Annotated in this window: 14 protein-coding genes and 1 pseudogene; 13 read left to right on the plus strand and 2 right to left on the minus strand. The window is 61.4% G+C overall.

Features of this window, described 5'->3' with window-relative positions; translation table 11 throughout:
- The first annotated feature begins 7 nt into the window (after window positions 1-7).
- The gene (gene aceA, locus GFU70_RS17535) at window positions 8-1333 is read left to right on the plus strand and encodes an isocitrate lyase (RefSeq protein WP_003203364.1); all 1326 of its coding nucleotides are present in this window, start codon (window positions 8-10) and stop codon (window positions 1331-1333) included.
- 112 nt (window positions 1334-1445) lie between these two features.
- Here aceA and GFU70_RS29135 read toward each other — a convergent pair whose 3' ends face one another.
- Window positions 1446-2309 carry a methyl-accepting chemotaxis protein gene (locus GFU70_RS29135; RefSeq protein WP_413468869.1) on the minus strand — a complete coding sequence of 288 codons (864 nt, stop codon included), beginning with the start codon at window positions 2307-2309 and terminating at the stop codon, window positions 1446-1448.
- 42 nt (window positions 2310-2351) lie between these two features.
- Window positions 2352-3368: pseudogene (locus GFU70_RS29140) on the minus strand (methyl-accepting chemotaxis protein); the annotation flags it as partial.
- Between the two features lie 907 nt (window positions 3369-4275).
- Here GFU70_RS29140 and GFU70_RS17545 point away from each other — a divergent pair.
- From GFU70_RS17545 to nuoM, 12 genes are all read left to right on the plus strand, one after another.
- A complete protein-coding gene (locus tag GFU70_RS17545; RefSeq protein ID WP_030141323.1) occupies window positions 4276-4689 on the plus strand; it encodes an NADH-quinone oxidoreductase subunit A in 414 nt (137 codons plus the stop codon).
- Window positions 4690-4699: 10 nt separating this feature from the next.
- On the plus strand, window positions 4700-5374 hold the full coding sequence (locus GFU70_RS17550) for a NuoB/complex I 20 kDa subunit family protein (RefSeq protein WP_013693708.1): 675 nt from the start codon (window positions 4700-4702) through the stop codon (window positions 5372-5374).
- 72 nt (window positions 5375-5446) lie between these two features.
- Window positions 5447-7231 (plus strand): NADH-quinone oxidoreductase subunit C/D, encoded by a 1785-nt coding sequence (gene nuoC, locus GFU70_RS17555; RefSeq protein ID WP_153388506.1) that lies wholly within the window; start codon window positions 5447-5449, stop codon window positions 7229-7231.
- A 2-nt stretch (window positions 7232-7233) separates the two neighbouring features.
- A complete protein-coding gene (gene nuoE, locus GFU70_RS17560; RefSeq protein WP_053123206.1) occupies window positions 7234-7731 on the plus strand; it encodes an NADH-quinone oxidoreductase subunit NuoE in 498 nt (165 codons plus the stop codon).
- A complete protein-coding gene (gene nuoF / locus GFU70_RS17565; RefSeq protein WP_058546150.1) occupies window positions 7728-9086 on the plus strand; it encodes an NADH-quinone oxidoreductase subunit NuoF in 1359 nt (452 codons plus the stop codon). Before nuoE ends, nuoF begins: the two co-directional genes overlap by 4 nt.
- Window positions 9087-9223: 137 nt before the next feature.
- Window positions 9224-11938: an NADH-quinone oxidoreductase subunit NuoG gene (gene nuoG, locus GFU70_RS17570; protein WP_058546149.1), complete on the plus strand. Its 2715-nt coding sequence runs from the start codon at window positions 9224-9226 to the stop codon at window positions 11936-11938.
- Window positions 11935-12942 carry an NADH-quinone oxidoreductase subunit NuoH gene (gene nuoH / locus GFU70_RS17575; protein ID WP_058546148.1) on the plus strand — a complete coding sequence of 336 codons (1008 nt, stop codon included), beginning with the start codon at window positions 11935-11937 and terminating at the stop codon, window positions 12940-12942. The genes nuoG and nuoH overlap by 4 nt, the downstream gene beginning before the upstream one ends.
- Before the next feature lie 11 nt (window positions 12943-12953).
- Window positions 12954-13502, plus strand: a complete 549-nt coding sequence (gene nuoI / locus GFU70_RS17580) for an NADH-quinone oxidoreductase subunit NuoI (protein WP_003180051.1) — start codon at window positions 12954-12956, stop codon at window positions 13500-13502.
- 9 nt (window positions 13503-13511) lie between these two features.
- Window positions 13512-14012: an NADH-quinone oxidoreductase subunit J gene (gene nuoJ, locus GFU70_RS17585; protein WP_003203382.1), complete on the plus strand. Its 501-nt coding sequence runs from the start codon at window positions 13512-13514 to the stop codon at window positions 14010-14012.
- Between the two features lie 4 nt (window positions 14013-14016).
- Window positions 14017-14325 carry an NADH-quinone oxidoreductase subunit NuoK gene (gene nuoK / locus GFU70_RS17590; protein WP_003180046.1) on the plus strand — a complete coding sequence of 103 codons (309 nt, stop codon included), beginning with the start codon at window positions 14017-14019 and terminating at the stop codon, window positions 14323-14325.
- A complete protein-coding gene (gene nuoL, locus GFU70_RS17595; protein ID WP_153388507.1) occupies window positions 14322-16175 on the plus strand; it encodes an NADH-quinone oxidoreductase subunit L in 1854 nt (617 codons plus the stop codon). Before nuoK ends, nuoL begins: the two co-directional genes overlap by 4 nt.
- Before the next feature lie 39 nt (window positions 16176-16214).
- Window positions 16215-17747: an NADH-quinone oxidoreductase subunit M gene (nuoM, locus tag GFU70_RS17600; RefSeq protein ID WP_058546146.1), complete on the plus strand. Its 1533-nt coding sequence runs from the start codon at window positions 16215-16217 to the stop codon at window positions 17745-17747.
- Window positions 17748-17750 lie beyond the last annotated feature (3 nt).

Raw genomic sequence — 17750 nt, forward strand, 5'->3', positions numbered from 1 at the left:
TATCTCCATGGCACTGACACGCGAACAGCAAATTGCAGCCCTTGAAAAAGATTGGGCTGAAAACCCGCGCTGGAAAGGCGTGAAGCGCAATTATTCCGCTGCTGACGTCGTCCGTCTGCGTGGCTCGGTTCAACCTGAGCACACCCTTGCGAAAATGGGCGCCGACAAGCTCTGGAACCTGGTCACCCAGGGCGCCAAGCCAGCCTTCCGTCCCGAGAAAGATTTCGTCAACTGCATGGGCGCCCTGACCGGCGGCCAGGCTGTGCAGCAAGTCAAGGCCGGCATCCAGGCGATCTACCTGTCGGGCTGGCAAGTGGCCGCGGACAATAACTCCGCCGAGTCGATGTACCCCGACCAGTCGCTGTACCCAGTGGATTCGGTTCCAACCGTGGTCAAGCGCATCAACAACTCGTTCCGTCGTGCCGACCAGATCCAGTGGAAAGCCGGCAAGAACCCGGGCGACGAAGGCTACATCGACTACTTCGCGCCGATCGTGGCTGACGCTGAAGCCGGTTTCGGCGGCGTTCTGAACGCCTACGAGCTGATGAAGAGCATGATCGAGGCAGGCGCCGCCGGCGTTCACTTCGAAGACCAATTGGCTTCGGTGAAGAAATGCGGCCACATGGGCGGCAAGGTACTGGTTCCAACCCAGGAAGCCGTGCAGAAGCTGACCGCTGCCCGCCTCGCGGCCGACGTTGCCGGTGTACCGACCATCATCCTGGCCCGTACCGACGCCAACGCCGCTGACCTGCTGACCTCCGACTGCGACCCGTACGACCAGCCGTTCGTGACCGGTACCCGCACCCAGGAAGGCTTCTACAAGGTGCGCGCCGGTCTCGACCAAGCCATCGCCCGCGGCCTGGCCTATGCGCCATACGCCGACCTGATCTGGTGCGAAACCGCCAAGCCAGACCTGGACGAGGCTCGTCGCTTCGCCGAAGCGATCAAGAAGGAATACCCGGACCAGATCCTGTCGTACAACTGCTCGCCTTCCTTCAACTGGAAGAAAAACCTGGACGACGCGACCATCGCCAAGTTCCAGCGTGAATTGTCCGCCATGGGTTACAAGCACCAGTTCATCACCCTGGCCGGCATTCACAACATGTGGCACAGCATGTTCAACCTGGCGCACGACTACGCCCGCAACGACATGACCGCCTACGTAAAGCTGCAAGAGCAAGAGTTCGCCGACGCCGCCAAGGGCTACACCTTCGTGGCTCACCAGCAGGAAGTGGGCACCGGCTACTTCGACGACATGACCACCGTGATCCAGGGTGGCACTTCGTCGGTGACCGCACTGACCGGTTCCACCGAAGAAGAACAGTTCCACTGATACACGCCATAAACGGCCCTTGCGGACCGAGTAAAAGCTAACCGCAAAGCCGATGATCTGACGCCCCGACTGGTTCGGGGCTTTTTTTTGCCGGTTTTCACCGCTTCGTTTTTCACACCTTGAAGTGACTGACCAACTGCTGCAACTGGTTACCCAGGCGCGCCAGTTCGATGCTGGAGGCTGCGGTTTCCTCGCTGGCTGAGGCGGTCTGTTCGGATACATCGCGCACGCTCAGGATACTGCGGCTGATTTCCTCGGCCACCGAGCTTTGTTGCACCGCGGCGGCGGCAATCTGTTGATTCATTGCCTGAATGCCAGAAACCGCCTGGGTGATGTTGCTCAGGGAGGTGCCGGCCTGGCCTGCCAATTCCACGCTGCTGTCGGTCAGTTCGCGGCTGTTTCGCATGATACTCGATACCTGGCGCGTGCCGTTCTGCAAGCCCGCTACCAGGCTTTCAATCTCTTCGGTGGAATGCTGGGTACGCTGGGCCAACCCACGTACTTCATCGGCGACCACGGCAAAACCGCGCCCGGCGTCACCCGCGCGAGCGGCCTCAATGGCGGCGTTAAGGGCCAGCAAGTTGGTCTGCTCAGCCACCGCCCTGATCACGTCCATGATTTTGCCGATGCGCCCGCTTTCTTGTTCCAGCTCGTTCATGGCTTCGACTGAGCGCCCGACCTCGCCGGCCAAGCGCTCAATCTGAACGATGGCTTGCGCGACCACTTGGTCACCCATACGGGCTTGCGCATCGGCCTCTGATGCGGCTGCGCGAGCCTGTTCAGCATTACGCGCAACTTCATGCACGGTGACCGACATTTCGTGCATGGCAGTTGCCACCTGGTCGGTCTCGGTCTTCTGGCTATTGACCCCGGCACTGGTCTGCTCGGTGACAGCCGATAGCTCTTCGGCGGCACTGGCGATTTGGGTGACGCCATCGCGGATGCCACCGATCAGATCGCGCAAGGTGAGACCCATGCGCTGAATGCCCTGCTGCAAAACACCCAGCTCATCACGACGGGTCACGATCAGGTGCTGCGTAAGGTCGCCCGCTGCAATGCGATCGACCACAGCCAATGTGTCCTGCAACGGCCGTGTAATCTGGCGAGTGATGATCAAGGCGGCAAAAACCCCCAACAACATCGCCAGGGCAGTACAACTCAGCTGCAGGATGCGAGCCTGGGCGCTGTCTTCGTCCCGGGAGAGCAGTTGGCTGGCATACATTTCGTCAGACAGGCGAGTGATGGTTCCACCCAAATCGACAGTGTCCTGCACGGCCTTGCCAATGGCCTGATTGCTGGCAGTGAAGTCCTGCACCGAACGGCGATAAGCAATCACCGCGGTTTGCAGCTGCTTGATGGTGTCGGCATAGGTCGGGCCGAAAGCGCTGTTGAGGGCCTCGATGCTCTTGAGCGCATTTTCGAGCTGGCGGGCGGCGGCTTGTTCGGTGGCGCTGTTGGGGTTGCCGGTATAGCCGCGCACTTCATAACGCACCAGCGCCAAGTCCTCCTTGGCCTTGAGGATGACCCTATAAAGGTCAAAGCGGCGCTCATCCGAGGCGGGCATTGCCTCTACATCACTGATGACCTTGGCAATCAGCGCGGCGCCTTTGACCGCATTGACGCCCATCTCCTTGCGCATGGCCACGTCGTTGCGATAAGCCTCGCGCATCGTATTCAGTGCCACTTGATACTGCGTGCTGGCCTGCTCGATCAGCGCAAGCTTTTTCAGGTTTTCAGGTTTTTTCAACTCGCTGGCGAGGCTTTTTTGCTGGGCAACAAACTGCTCCAGCGACGCCTGGATCAATGCACCCTTTTGTTCATCTCCCTTGTCCAACTGGTATTGCAAGCGAGCCCTGCGTAGGTGATCAAGACGGTCGCCGAGTTCGGTAATGCTCGTCATGCGATCAGTACGCTCGATCATCTTTCCCAGGCTGAACCAGCCGGTCGCGGCGAGAATAGCGGTCAGAAGCAGCACAACGGCAAAGCCCAAAGCCAGCTTGAGCATAACGCTCATATTCGCGATCCGAGAGTTCATGACATTCCTTAAGGTAATCAGCCGCGAACAATGAAAACTGACGTGGCTATCTAAGAAGGGGCGTTAGCCTAATCAAATATTGATATAGATGATTAGATGAATAAAGCACAAAGATAGCCATTTGGCATCATTTCTTCAAGGGAGTTGACGATGTATAGATTGGTGGGAGGCTAGCGAGCAAAAATCGGCAGAGAACGAGCCTAAAGCACCAAAGCGGTGCCGCTCCAACACGCAGACCCCATGCCCACGGTGCCTGCGCGGGCTCAACTGCTCGACAGCGATCTGAAGACCGGGTTTTTTCACCCGTTTTTTTTGAAGCAACCTACGCTGTAAGAGCAAGCCTGCATCTGTGGGAGCCAGGCATGCCCGCGATGGACAATGACGCCGTCTGCCTCGGGACCGCGTTGCCGACATCGCGGGCAAGCTTGGCTCCCACAGGAGCAGTCCCCCACGCAGATCCAGCCTTCACCAACCCCTCCCCCACAAAACGTCGGCGCACGGGTAGAAAAATTGATCGAACGCAGTATTGGGCAGTCCGAAAAGGAGTAAAACGTTCGGCGCTGACAATTGCAGTAGCGGCGATGTAAGACAGTCTCTCAGTCACAACACTAAGTGCGCGGTAGAAAGGTCGCCACAGATAATAATAATTATCATTTGGAAGCCATTATCATTGTTACATTCCTCACAAAATATTATTGCTGAACAGACGGTCAACGCCCGCCCGGCCTGGGCCGCGGGGTCATGGAGGCGTGCTATGTCCTTATTCCAATAAATAATTTCGCTATAGGAATTTTACTTGCCCGGTGTTTAGCCATAAAATCACCGCGATTGATTGCTGCGACATATCGTCACTGCGTTATTTCTTTTCAAGCTCAGAGACCTTTGCTCTCTGTTAAGGATTTCCAGCATGCCCGAAGCGACAGGACTCATGGCCCACAACTGGGGCTTTGCCATTTTCCTTCTGGGTGTTGTCGGCCTGTGTGCCTTCATGCTCGGGGTATCGAGCCTGCTCGGGTCAAAAGCCTGGGGCCGCAGCAAAAACGAACCGTTCGAGTCCGGCATGCTACCTACCGGTGGCGCCCGCTTGCGGCTCTCAGCCAAATTCTATCTGGTCGCGATGCTGTTCGTGATCTTCGATATCGAAGCCCTCTTTCTCTTTGCATGGTCTGTGTCCGTCCGCGAAAGCGGCTGGACCGGATTCGTCGAAGCTCTCGTTTTCATAGCAATTCTGTTGGCAGGTCTTGTCTACCTTTACCGAGTGGGGGCGCTTGATTGGGCTCCGGAAGCTCGGCGCAAGCGGCAAGCGAAGCTGAAACAATGAGGCTTTGGCAATGCAATACAATCTCACCAGGATCGACCCCGATGCTCCTAACGAGCAGTATCCGATTGGCGAACGGGAAACCGTCGCCGATCCGTTAGAAGATCAAGTCCACAAAAACATCTTCATGGGCAAGCTCGAAGACGTGCTGAACAGCACGGTCAACTGGGGTCGCAAGAACTCCCTGTGGCCGTACAACTTCGGCCTTTCGTGCTGCTACGTGGAAATGACCACCGCCTTCACGGCGCCCCACGACATCGCGCGCTTTGGCGCCGAGGTGATCCGGGCATCGCCGCGTCAGGCGGATTTCATGGTTATCGCCGGTACCTGCTTCATCAAGATGGCGCCGATCATCCAGCGTCTCTACGAGCAAATGCTCGAGCCCAAGTGGGTTATCTCCATGGGTTCGTGCGCCAACTCCGGTGGCATGTACGACATCTACTCCGTCGTTCAAGGGGTGGACAAGTTCCTGCCCGTGGACGTCTACGTGCCCGGCTGCCCGCCTCGCCCTGAAGCTTTCCTGCAAGGCCTGATGCTGTTGCAGGAGTCGATTGGCCAGGAGCGTCGCCCACTGTCCTGGGTCGTTGGCGATCAAGGCGTCTATCGCGCCGACATGCCATCGCAAAAGGAACAGCGCCGCGAACAGCGTATCGCAGTCACCAACCTGCGCAGCCCCGACGAAGTCTGATCCAGCTCTGCTCTGCATAAGAAACGAGAACCTGGCTTCATTCTTTACGTTGACCGAAAGCGATAAATAACCATGACTACAGGCAGTGCTCTGTACATCCCGCCTTACAAGGCAGACGACCAGGATGTGGTCGTCGAACTGAACAACCGTTTTGGCCCCGAGGCGTTCACCGCCCAGCCGACCCGCACCGGCATGCCGGTGCTTTGGGTTGCCCGCGCCAAACTCGTCGAAGTCCTGACTTTCCTGCGCAACCTGCCCAAGCCGTACGTCATGCTCTATGACCTGCACGGCGTGGACGAGCGCCTGCGCACCAAGCGTCAAGGGCTGCCCAACGGCGTCGACTTCACCGTGTTCTATCACTTGATGTCGATCGAGCGTAATAGTGACGTAATGATCAAGGTCGCCTTGTCCGAGAGCGACCTTAGCGTGCCGACCGTGACCGGCATCTGGCCGAACGCCAACTGGTACGAGCGTGAAGTGTGGGACATGTTCGGGATCGATTTCCCCGGCCACCCGCACCTGTCGCGCATCATGATGCCGCCGACCTGGGAAGGTCACCCGCTGCGCAAGGACTTCCCGGCCCGGGCCACCGAGTTTGACCCGTTCAGCCTGTCCCTGGCCAAGCAACAGCTCGAGGAAGAAGCCGCGCGCTTCAAGCCTGAAGACTGGGGCATGAAACGTTCGGGCGCCAACGAGGACTACATGTTCCTCAACCTCGGCCCGAACCACCCTTCGGCCCACGGTGCGTTCCGCATCATCCTGCAGTTGGACGGCGAAGAGATCGTCGACTGCGTGCCTGACATCGGCTACCACCACCGTGGCGCCGAGAAAATGGCCGAGCGCCAGTCCTGGCACAGCTTCATCCCGTACACCGACCGCATCGACTACCTCGGCGGCGTGATGAACAACCTGCCGTACGTGCTTTCGGTCGAGAAACTGGCCGGGATCAAGGTGCCGGAGAAGGTCGACGTCATCCGCATCATGATGGCCGAGTTCTTCCGCATCACCAGCCACCTGCTGTTCCTGGGTACCTACATCCAGGACGTCGGCGCCATGACCCCGGTGTTCTTCACCTTCACCGACCGCCAGAAGGCCTACACGGTGATCGAAGCCATCACCGGTTTCCGCCTGCACCCGGCCTGGTACCGCATCGGTGGCGTTGCCCACGACCTGCCGCGCGGCTGGGAAAAACTGGTCAAGGACTTCGTCGAGTGGATGCCCAAGCGCCTGGACGAATACACCAAGGCCGCCCTGCAGAACAGCATCCTCAAGGGTCGTACCGTCGGGGTCGCCGCCTACAACACCAAAGAGGCCCTGGAATGGGGCGTCACCGGTGCCGGCCTGCGTTCCACCGGTTGCGACTTCGACCTGCGCAAGGCGCGCCCTTACTCCGGCTACGAAAACTTCGAATTCGAAGTCCCGCTGGCGGCCAATGGCGATGCCTACGACCGCTGCATGGTTCGCGTCGAGGAAATGCGCCAGAGCATCAAGATCATCGACCAATGCATGCGCAACATGCCGGAAGGCCCGTACAAGGCGGATCACCCGCTGACCACGCCGCCGCCCAAAGAGCGCACGCTGCAACATATCGAGACCCTGATCACGCACTTCCTGCAGGTTTCGTGGGGCCCGGTCATGCCGGCCAACGAGTCCTTCCAGATGATCGAAGCGACCAAGGGCATCAACAGTTATTACCTGACGAGCGACGGCGGCACCATGAGCTACCGCACCCGGATTCGCACCCCAAGCTACCCGCACCTGCAGCAGATCCCATCAGTGATCAAAGGCAGCATGGTCGCGGACTTGATCGCGTACCTGGGTAGTATCGATTTCGTTATGGCCGACGTGGACCGCTAAGCATGAATAGCACGCTTATCCAGACAGACCGTTTCGCCCTGAGCGAAACCGAGCGCTCGGCCATCGAGCACGAGCTGCATCACTACGAAGACCCGCGCGCGGCGTCGATCGAAGCCCTGAAGATCGTCCAGAAGGAACGTGGCTGGGTGCCTGACGGCGCGCTCTACGCCATCGGCGAGATCCTCGGCATCCCGGCCAGCGACGTCGAAGGCGTGGCCACCTTCTACAGCCAGATTTTCCGCCAGCCAGTGGGCCGTCACATCATTCGTGTCTGCGACAGCATGGTCTGCTACATCGGCGGCCACGAATCGGTGGTCGGCGAGCTCCAGAGCAAGCTGGGCATCGGCCTGGGCCAGACCACTGCCGACGGTCGCTTCACCCTGCTGCCGGTGTGCTGCCTGGGTAACTGCGACAAGGCGCCAGCGCTGATGATCGACGACGACACCTTCGGTGACGTCCAGCCTGACGGCGTCGCCAAACTGCTGGAGGGCTACGTATGACCCTGACTTCCTTCGGGCCCGCCAACCGCATCCAGCGTTCGGCCGAAACCCATCCCCTGACCTGGCGCCTGCGTGACGACGGCGAAGCCGTATGGCTGGACGAGTACCAGGCCAAGAACGGTTATGCCGCCGCGCGCAAGGCGTTCGCCGACATGGCCGGCGACGACATCGTCCAGACCGTGAAAGACTCCGGCCTCAAGGGCCGCGGCGGCGCGGGCTTTCCCACGGGTGTGAAGTGGGGCCTGATGCCCAAGGACGAATCCATCAACATCCGCTACCTGCTGTGCAACGCGGATGAAATGGAGCCCAACACCTGGAAGGACCGCATGCTGATGGAGCAACTGCCCCATCTGCTGATCGAAGGCATGCTGATCAGCGCCCGCGCGCTGAAAACCTACCGTGGCTATATCTTCCTGCGTGGCGAGTACACCACCGCCGCCAAGCACCTGAACCGTGCCGTGGAAGAAGCCAAGGCCGCAGGCCTCTTGGGCAAGAACATCCTGGGCTCGGGCTTCGATTTCGAGCTGTTCGTCCACACCGGTGCCGGACGCTATATCTGCGGTGAAGAAACCGCGCTGATCAACTCCCTGGAAGGCCGCCGCGCCAACCCACGTTCCAAGCCGCCCTTCCCTGCCGCCGTCGGCGTGTGGGGCAAGCCGACCTGCGTGAACAACGTCGAGACCCTGTGCAACGTGCCGGCGATCATCGCCGACGGCGTGGACTGGTACAAATCCCTGGCCCGCGACGGCAGCGAAGACATGGGCACCAAGCTCATGGGCTTCTCCGGCAAGGTCAAGAACCCTGGCCTGTGGGAACTGCCGTTCGGCGTCACCGGCCGCGAACTGTTCGAAGACTACGCCGGCGGCATGCGCGACGGCTACACGCTCAAGTGCTGGCAGCCTGGCGGCGCCGGTACCGGTTTCCTGTTGCCCGAACACCTGGACGCCCAAATGTACGCCGGCGGCATCGCCAAGGTCGGCACCCGCATGGGTACCGGCCTGGCCATGGCGGTGGACGACAGCGTCAACATGGTGTCGCTGCTGCGCAACATGGAAGAGTTCTTCTCCCGTGAGTCGTGCGGTTTCTGCACCCCTTGCCGCGATGGCCTGCCGTGGAGCGTCAAGCTGCTGCGGGCCCTTGAAAACGGCGAAGGCCAGGCCGGCGACATCGAGACCCTGCTGGGTCTGGTGGGTTTCCTCGGCCCAGGCAAGACCTTCTGTGCTCACGCACCGGGTGCCGTGGAGCCGTTGGGCAGCGCGATCAAATACTTCCGCCCTGAATTCGAGGCCGGCATCGCGCCAACCCGCGCGGGCGATCTCAATCAGGTGGTCACGCCGACCATGGTCGGCGCGTAACGACGCTTTGAAAGGCGAAGGGTCCGTGCCCTGCGCCTTCGTCCGATGACGCCTTTGAAGGCTGTTTGGATTCGGACGAATAACAAGATTCCATTAGCCACGCCCGCTGACACCGGGCCAACGAAGAACTTTGAACCATGGCCACTATCCACGTAGACGGCAAAGAGCTCGAAGTCGATGGCGCAGACAACCTGTTACAGGCATGTCTGTCGCTGGGCCTCGACATTCCATATTTCTGCTGGCACCCCGCCCTTGGCAGCGTTGGCGCTTGTCGCCAGTGCGCAGTCAAGCAGTACACCGACGAAAACGACAAGCGTGGTCGGATCGTCATGTCCTGCATGACCCCCGCCACCGACGGCAGCTGGATCTCCATCGACGACGAAGAAGCGAAAGTGTTTCGCGCCAGCGTCGTCGAATGGCTGATGACCAACCACCCTCACGACTGCCCGGTCTGCGAGGAAGGCGGCCACTGCCACTTGCAAGACATGACGGTGATGACCGGCCACAACGAGCGCCGTTATCGCTTCACCAAGCGCACCCACCAGAACCAGGACCTCGGCCCGTTCATCTCCCACGAGATGAACCGCTGCATCGCCTGCTATCGCTGCGTGCGCTTCTACAAGGACTACGCCGGCGGCACCGACCTGGGTGTTTTCGGCGCCCACGACAACGTGTACTTCGGTCGCGTTGAAGACGGCACCCTGGAAAGCGAGTTCTCCGGCAACCTCACCGAGGTCTGCCCGACCGGTGTGTTCACCGACAAGACTCACTCCGAGCGTTACAACCGCAAGTGGGACATGCAGTTCTCGCCGAGCATCTGCCATGGCTGCTCCAGCGGTTGCAACATTTCCCCGGGCGAGCGCTACGGTGAACTGCGTCGTATCGAAAACCGCTTCAACGGTTCGGTGAACCAGTACTTCCTGTGTGACCGTGGCCGTTTCGGCTATGGCTACGTCAACCGCAAGGATCGTCCACGCCAGCCGCTGCTGGCAAACGGCGCCAAGCTGAGCCTGGACCAAGCCCTGGACAAGGCCGCCGACCTGCTGCGCGGTCGCAACATCGTCGGCATCGGTTCGCCACGGGCCAGCCTGGAAAGCAACTACGCGCTGCGTGAACTGGTCGGCGCCGAGCACTTCTACAGTGGCATCGAGGCCGGTGAGCTGGAACGCATCCGCCTGGTGCTGCAAGTGCTCAAGAACAGCCCGCTGCCCGTGCCGAACATGCGCGACATCGAAGACCACGACGCGGTGTTCGTCCTCGGCGAAGACCTGACCCAGACTGCCGCCCGCATGGCCCTGGCCCTGCGCCAGTCGGTCAAGGGCAAGGCCGAAGACATGGCCGACGCCATGCGCGTGCAGCCATGGCTCGACGCCGCCGTGAAGAACATCGGCCAGCACGCGCTGAACCCGCTGTTCATCGCCAGCCTGGCTGAAACCAAGCTCGACGACGTGGCCGAAGAATGCGTCCACGCCGCCCCTGACGACCTGGCCCGCATCGGTTTCGCCGTGGCCCACGCCCTGGACGCCAGCGCCCCGGCCGTCGACGGGCTGGACAGCGAAGCGGCCGCCCTGGCCCAACGCATCGCCGACGCCCTGCTGGCGGCCAAGCGCCCACTGATCATCGCCGGCACCTCGTTGGGTTCCAAGGCGCTGATCGAAGCCGCGGCCAACATCGCCAAGGCCTTGAAGCTGCGCGAGAAGAACGGTTCCATCAGTCTGATCGTCCCGGAAGCCAACAGCCTCGGCCTGGCCATGCTCGGTGGCGAATCGGTAGACGCCGCCCTGCAAGCGGTGATCGACGGCAGCGCCGACGCCATCGTGGTGCTGGAAAACGACCTGTATACCCGCACCGACAAGGCCCGGGTGGACGCCGCCCTGAACGCCGCGAAAGTGCTGATCGTCGCCGACCATCAGAAAACCGCCACCACCGACCGCGCCCACCTGGTGCTGCCGGCGGCGAGCTTCGCCGAAGGCGACGGTACGCTGGTCAGCCAGGAAGGTCGCGCCCAGCGCTTCTTCCAGGTCTTCGACCCGCAATACCTGGACGCCAGCATCCTGGTTCATGAAGGCTGGCGCTGGCTGCATGCCCTGCGCTCGACCCTGCTGGACCAGCCGGTGGACTGGACGCAACTGGACCACGCGACCGCTGCCTGCGCCGAGAGCAACCCGCAACTGGCGCGCATCGTCGATGCCGCTCCGTCGGCCTCGTTCCGCATCAAAGGCCTGAAGCTGGCGCGCGAACCGCTGCGCTACTCCGGTCGCACCGCCATGCGCGCCGACATCAGCGTTCACGAACCGCGCACCTCCCAGGACAACGACACCGCGTTCTCGTTCTCCATGGAAGGCTACTCGGGCTCGACCGAACCGCGTTCCCAGGTGCCATTCGCCTGGTCGCCGGGCTGGAACTCGCCGCAAGCCTGGAACAAGTTCCAGGACGAAGTCGGTGGTCACCTGCGTGCCGGCGACCCGGGCACCCGCCTGATCGAAAGCCAGGGCGATGGCCTGAGCTGGTTCGCCAGCGTGCCACGCGCCTTCAACCCGGCACCGGGCACCTGGCAGGTCGTGCCGTTCCATCACCTGTTCGGCAGCGAAGAGAACTCTTCCAAGGCCGCACCGGTGCAGGAGCGCATCCCGGCCGCCTACGTGTCGCTGGCCAAGTCCGAAGCCGACCGCCTGGGCGTCAACGACGGAGCCCTGCTGAGCCTGAACGTGGCCGGCCAGACCTTGCGTCTGCCACTGCGCATCAATGAAGAACTGGGCGCCGGCCTGGTGGCCCTGCCGGCTGGCCTGGCAGGCATCCCGCCAGCGATTTTCGGCAAAACCGTCGACGGTCTGCAGGAGGCAGCGCAATGAGCTGGTTCACCCCTGAAGTGATCGCTGTGATCCTGACGGTCCTCAAGGCCATCGTGATCCTGCTGGCCGTGGTGGTCGCAGGCGCACTGTTGAGCTTCGTCGAACGTCGCCTGCTGGGCTGGTGGCAGGACCGCTACGGTCCGAACCGCGTCGGCCCGTACGGGATGTTCCAGATCGCCGCCGACATGATCAAGATGTTCTTCAAGGAAGACTGGACGCCACCGTTTGCCGACAAGGTGATCTTCACCCTGGCACCGGTGGTGGCCATGAGCGCCTTGCTGATCGCCTTCGCGATCATCCCGATCACCCCGACCTGGGGCGTGGCGGACCTGAACATCGGCCTGCTGTTCTTCTTCGCCATGGCCGGCCTGTCGGTGTATGCGGTGCTGTTCGCCGGCTGGTCGAGCAACAACAAGTTCGCCCTGCTGGGCAGCCTGCGGGCCTCGGCCCAGACCGTGTCCTACGAAGTGTTCATGGGCCTGTCGCTCATGGGCATCGTGATCCAGGCCGGCTCGTTCAACATGCGCGACATCGTCGAGTACCAGGCCCAGAACCTGTGGTTCATCATTCCGCAGTTCTTCGGTTTCTGTACCTTCTTCATCGCTGGCGTGGCCGTGACTCACCGTCACCCCTTCGACCAGCCGGAAGCGGAGCAGGAACTGGCCGACGGTTACCACATTGAATATGCCGGCATGAAATGGGGCATGTTCTTCGTCGGTGAATATATCGGCATCATCCTGATCTCGGCGCTGCTGGTAACGCTGTTCTTCGGTGGCTGGCACGGTCCGTTCGGCATCCTGCCGCAACTGTCCTTCGTCTGGTTCGCCCTGAAGACCGCGTTCTTCATCATGCTGTTCGTCCTGCTGCGCGCCTCGATCCCGCGCCCACGCTACGACCAGGTGATGGACTTCAGCTGGAAATTCTGCCTGCCGCTGACCCTGATCAACATGCTGGTGACCGCTGCGATCGTTTTGATGAACGCGCCTGCGGCCGCGGTTCAGTGAGGATTTGACCCATGTTCAAATATATTGGCGACATCGTTAAGGGTACCGGTACCCAACTGCGAAGCCTGGTCATGATCTTCGGCCATGGCTTTCGCAAGCGCGACACCCTGCAATACCCGGAAGAGCCGGTCTACCTGGCACCGCGCTATCGTGGCCGCATCGTCCTGACCCGCGACCCCGACGGCGAAGAGCGCTGCGTGGCCTGCAACCTGTGCGCCGTGGCGTGCCCGGTGGGTTGCATCTCGCTGCAGAAAGCTGAAACCGAAGACGGTCGCTGGTACCCGGACTTCTTCCGTATCAACTTCTCGCGCTGCATTTTCTGCGGCCTCTGCGAGGAAGCCTGCCCGACCACCGCGATCCAGCTCACGCCGGATTTCGAAATGGCCGAGTTCAAACGTCAGGACCTGGTGTACGAGAAAGAAGATCTGCTGATTTCCGGTCCCGGTAAAAACCCTGATTACAACTTCTATCGTGTTGCAGGTATGGCCATTGCCGGTAAGCCAAAAGGCGCCGCGCAGAACGAAGCCGAACCGATCAACGTGAAGAGCTTGCTGCCTTAAGGAAGAAAGATGGAATTCGCTTTCTATTTCGCATCGGGTATCGCGGTGGTGTCCACGCTTCGTGTGGTCACCAACACCAACCCCGTGCACGCCCTGCTCTACCTGATCATTTCGCTGATCGCCGTGGCCATGACCTTCTTCGCCCTCGGCGCGCCGTTCGCCGGAGCCCTGGAAGTGATCGCCTACGCTGGCGCCATCATGGTGCTGTTCGTGTTCGTGGTGATGATGCTCAACCTCGGCCCGGCCGCGGTCCAGCAGGAACGCTCCTGGCTCAAGCCCGGCATCTGGGCGGGACCGGTGATCCTGTCCGCCCTGCTGCTGGGTGAACTGCTGTATGTGCTGTTCGCTCACCAGAGCGGCCAGGCCATCGGCCACACCACCGTAGACGCCAAGGCCGTGGGCATCAGCCTGTTCGGTCCGTACCTGCTGGTGGTCGAACTCGCCTCGATGCTGCTGCTTGCCGCAGCCGTCACGGCGTTCCATTTGGGCCGTAACGAGGCGAAGGAGTAATCACATGCCTGCTATCCCTCTCGAGCATGGTCTGGCGGTTGCCGGCATCCTGTTCTGCCTCGGTCTGGTTGGCCTGATGGTCCGCCGCAACATTCTGTTCGTGCTGATGAGCCTGGAGGTCATGATGAATGCCTCCGCCCTGGCCTTCATCGTCGCGGGCGCTCGCTGGGCGCAGCCGGATGGACAGATCATGTTCATCCTGGTGATCAGCCTGGCAGCCGCCGAGGCCAGTATCGGCCTGGCGATCCTGTTGCAGCTGTATCGCCGCTTCCACACCCTCGACATTGACGCTGCCAGCGAGATGCGCGGATGAACCTTCTCTTCCTGACTTTCATATTCCCCCTCATCGGTTTCCTGCTGCTGTCGTTCTCCCGTGGACGCTGGTCGGAAAACCTGTCAGCGCTGGTTGGCGTGGGTTCCATCGGCCTGTCTGCCATCGTCACGGCCTACGTGATCTGGCAATTCAACGTCGCCCCACCGGAAGGTGGCAGGTACGTGCAGGTGCTGTGGCAGTGGATGGCCGTTGAAGGCTTCACGCCGAACTTCGCCCTGTACCTGGACGGCCTGTCCATCACCATGCTTGGCGTGGTGGTCGGCGTGGGTTTCCTGATCCACCTGTTCGCCTCCTGGTACATGCGCGGTGAAGCCGGTTATTCGCGCTTCTTCGCCTACACCAACCTGTTCATCGCCAGCATGTTGTTCCTGGTGCTCGGCGATAACCTGTTGTTCCTGTACTTCGGCTGGGAAGGCGTGGGCCTGTGCTCGTACCTGTTGATCGGTTTCTACTACAGCAACCGCAACAACGGGAATGCCGCACTCAAGGCGTTCATCGTCACCCGGATCGGCGACGTGTTCATGGCCATCGGCCTGTTCATCCTGTTCCAGCAACTGGGCACGCTGAACATCCAGGAACTGCTGGTCAAGGCACCCGAGCACTTCAAGGTCGGTGACTTCTGGATCGTCCTGGCGACCCTGATGCTGCTGGGCGGCGCCGTCGGTAAATCCGCGCAACTGCCGCTGCAAACCTGGTTGGCGGACGCGATGGCCGGCCCTACCCCGGTTTCGGCACTGATCCACGCCGCGACCATGGTGACCGCGGGCGTCTACCTGATCGCCCGTACCCACGGCCTGTTCGCCCTGGCGCCGGACATCCTGCACCTGGTGGGCATCGTCGGCGGCGTAACCCTGGTACTGGCCGGTTTTGCCGCCCTGGTGCAAACCGACATCAAGCGCATCCTCGCCTACTCGACCATGAGCCAGATCGGCTACATGTTCCTGGCCCTGGGCGTCGGTGCCTGGGAAGGCGCGATCTTCCACCTGATGACCCATGCCTTCTTCAAGGCGCTGCTGTTCCTTGCTTCCGGTGCGGTGATCGTTGCCTGCCACCACGAGCAGAACATCTTCAAGATGGGCGGCCTGTGGAAGAAACTGCCGTTGGCCTACGCCAGTTTCATCGTCGGCGGCGCGGCCCTGGCGGCCCTGCCACTGGTCACCGCCGGTTTCTACTCCAAGGACGAGATCCTCTGGGAAGCGTTCGCCAGCGGTAACCAGGCACTGCTCTATGCCGGCCTGGTGGGTGCGTTCATGACCTCGCTGTACACCTTCCGCCTGATCTTCATCGCGTTCCATGGTGAAGCCAAGACCCAAGCCCATGCCGGCCACGGCATTGCCCACTGGCTGCCACTGTCGGTGCTGATCGTGCTGTCGACCTTCGTCGGCGCCATGATCACCCCGCCGCTGGCCGATGTGCTGCCGCAAAGCGTCGGCCATGCCGGCGGCGAAGCCAAGCACAGCCTGGAAATCGCCTCGGGCGCCATCGCCCTGGCGGGTATCCTGCTGGCCGCCCTGCTGTTCCTGGGCAAGCGTCGTTTCGTCACGGCGATCGCCAACAGCGGCATCGGGCGATTCCTTTCGGCCTGGTGGTTCGCCGCCTGGGGCTTCGACTGGATCTACGACAAACTGTTCGTCAAGCCATACCTTGCGATCAGCCACATTCTGCGCAAAGACCCGCTCGACCAGACCATTGGCCTGATCCCGCGCATGGCCAAGGGCGGCCACACCGCCCTGAGCCGTACCGAGACCGGTCAACTGCGTTGGTATGCGGCTTCCATGGCGGCTGGCGCCGTGCTGGTTATCGGCGCCATCGTGCTGGTAGCGGTCTGATATGAACCTTGCGAACTTGCGAAAGGAAACGAGCCCGTCATGATTCTGCCCTGGCTAATCCTGATCCCCTTCATCGGCGGCCTGCTGTGCTGGATCGCGGAGCGCTCCAGCTCCACGCTCCCGCGCTGGATTGCGCTGCTGACCATGTCCCTGGAACTCGCGCTCGGCCTCTGGCTCTGGGCGACCGGCGACTATTCATTTGCTCCGGCCCCTGGCGCCGATCCAACCTGGGCGCTTGAATTCAAGCACGTCTGGATCGCGCGCTTCGGCATCAGCGTGCACCTGGCCCTCGACGGCCTGTCGCTGCTGATGATCCTGCTGACCGGCCTGCTGGGTATCCTCTCGGTACTCTGCTCCTGGAAAGAGATCCAGCGTCACGTGGGTTTCTTCCACCTGAACCTGATGTGGATCCTGGGCGGCGTCATCGGCGTGTTCCTGGCGCTGGACCTGTTCATGTTCTTCTTCTTCTGGGAAATGATGCTGGTGCCGATGTACTTCCTCATTGCGCTCTGGGGTCACAGTTCTTCGGACGGCAAGAAAACCCGGATCTACGCGGCGACCAAGTTCTTCATCTTCACCCAGGCTTCCGGCCTGATCATGTTGGTGGCGATCCTTGGCCTGGTGCTGGTCAACTTCAACAACACCGGCGTGATTACCTTCAACTACGCCGACCTGTTGAAAGTGCAGATGTCCAAGACCACCGAGTACGTGCTGATGCTCGGCTTCTTCATCGCCTTCGCGGTGAAGCTGCCGGTGGTGCCGTTCCACTCCTGGCTGCCGGACGCCCACGCCCAGGCGCCGACCGCAGGCTCCGTGGACCTGGCGGGTATCTTGCTCAAGACGGCGGCCTACGGCCTGCTGCGTTTTGCCCTGCCGCTGTTCCCCAATGCGTCGGCCGAGTTCGCGCCGATCGCCATGACCCTGGGCCTGATCGGGATTTTCTACGGTGCGTTCCTGGCGTTCGCCCAGACCGACATCAAGCGCCTGATCGCGTTCTCCAGCGTTTCGCACATGGGCTTCGTGCTGATCGGGATCTACTCCGGCAGCCAGCTCGCCCTGCAAGGCGCGGTGATCCAGATGTTGGCTCACGGCCTGTCGGCGGCGGCGCTGTTTATCCTCAGCGGTCAGTTGTACGAGCGCCTGCACACCCGGGACATGCGTGAGATGGGCGGCATCTGGTCGCGCATCGCCTACCTGCCGGCCATCAGCCTGTTCTTCGCCGCCGCTTCCCTGGGCCTGCCAGGCACTGGCAACTTCGTCGGCGAGTTCCTGATCCTGATCGGCACGTTCGCCAGTTCGCCATGGATCACCGCCATTGCGACTTCCGGCCTGGTGTTCGGTTCGGTCTACTCGCTGATCATGATCCACCGTGCCTACTTCGGCCCGACCAAGTCGGACGAAGTGCTGCGTGGCATGGACGGTCGCGAACTGATCATGGTGCTCGGCCTTGCGGTGCTGCTGGTTTACCTCGGCGTTTTCCCGCAACCGTTCCTCGACACCTCTGCCGCCACGATGCATGGCGTGCAGCAGTGGCTCGGCACCGCCTTCTCTCAACTCGCTTCGGCCCGGTAAGAG

Origin of the sequence: Pseudomonas brassicacearum, assembly GCF_009601685.2 — a bacterium.
Classification (GTDB): domain Bacteria; phylum Pseudomonadota; class Gammaproteobacteria; order Pseudomonadales; family Pseudomonadaceae; genus Aquipseudomonas; species Aquipseudomonas kilonensis_B.

Coding starts and splice junctions, on each gene's coding strand:
- aceA (WP_003203364.1), top strand. CDS start 8: ATGGCACTGACACGCGAACAGCAAATTGCAGCCCTTGAAAAAGATTGG.
- GFU70_RS29135 (WP_413468869.1), bottom strand. CDS start 2,309: ATGGGTCTCACCTTGCGCGATCTGATCGGTGGCATCCGCGATGGCGTC.
- GFU70_RS17545 (WP_030141323.1), top strand. CDS start 4,276: ATGCCCGAAGCGACAGGACTCATGGCCCACAACTGGGGCTTTGCCATT.
- GFU70_RS17550 (WP_013693708.1), top strand. CDS start 4,700: ATGCAATACAATCTCACCAGGATCGACCCCGATGCTCCTAACGAGCAG.
- nuoC (WP_153388506.1), top strand. CDS start 5,447: ATGACTACAGGCAGTGCTCTGTACATCCCGCCTTACAAGGCAGACGAC.
- nuoE (WP_053123206.1), top strand. CDS start 7,234: ATGAATAGCACGCTTATCCAGACAGACCGTTTCGCCCTGAGCGAAACC.
- nuoF (WP_058546150.1), top strand. CDS start 7,728: ATGACCCTGACTTCCTTCGGGCCCGCCAACCGCATCCAGCGTTCGGCC.
- nuoG (WP_058546149.1), top strand. CDS start 9,224: ATGGCCACTATCCACGTAGACGGCAAAGAGCTCGAAGTCGATGGCGCA.
- nuoH (WP_058546148.1), top strand. CDS start 11,935: ATGAGCTGGTTCACCCCTGAAGTGATCGCTGTGATCCTGACGGTCCTC.
- nuoI (WP_003180051.1), top strand. CDS start 12,954: ATGTTCAAATATATTGGCGACATCGTTAAGGGTACCGGTACCCAACTG.
- nuoJ (WP_003203382.1), top strand. CDS start 13,512: ATGGAATTCGCTTTCTATTTCGCATCGGGTATCGCGGTGGTGTCCACG.
- nuoK (WP_003180046.1), top strand. CDS start 14,017: ATGCCTGCTATCCCTCTCGAGCATGGTCTGGCGGTTGCCGGCATCCTG.
- nuoL (WP_153388507.1), top strand. CDS start 14,322: ATGAACCTTCTCTTCCTGACTTTCATATTCCCCCTCATCGGTTTCCTG.
- nuoM (WP_058546146.1), top strand. CDS start 16,215: ATGATTCTGCCCTGGCTAATCCTGATCCCCTTCATCGGCGGCCTGCTG.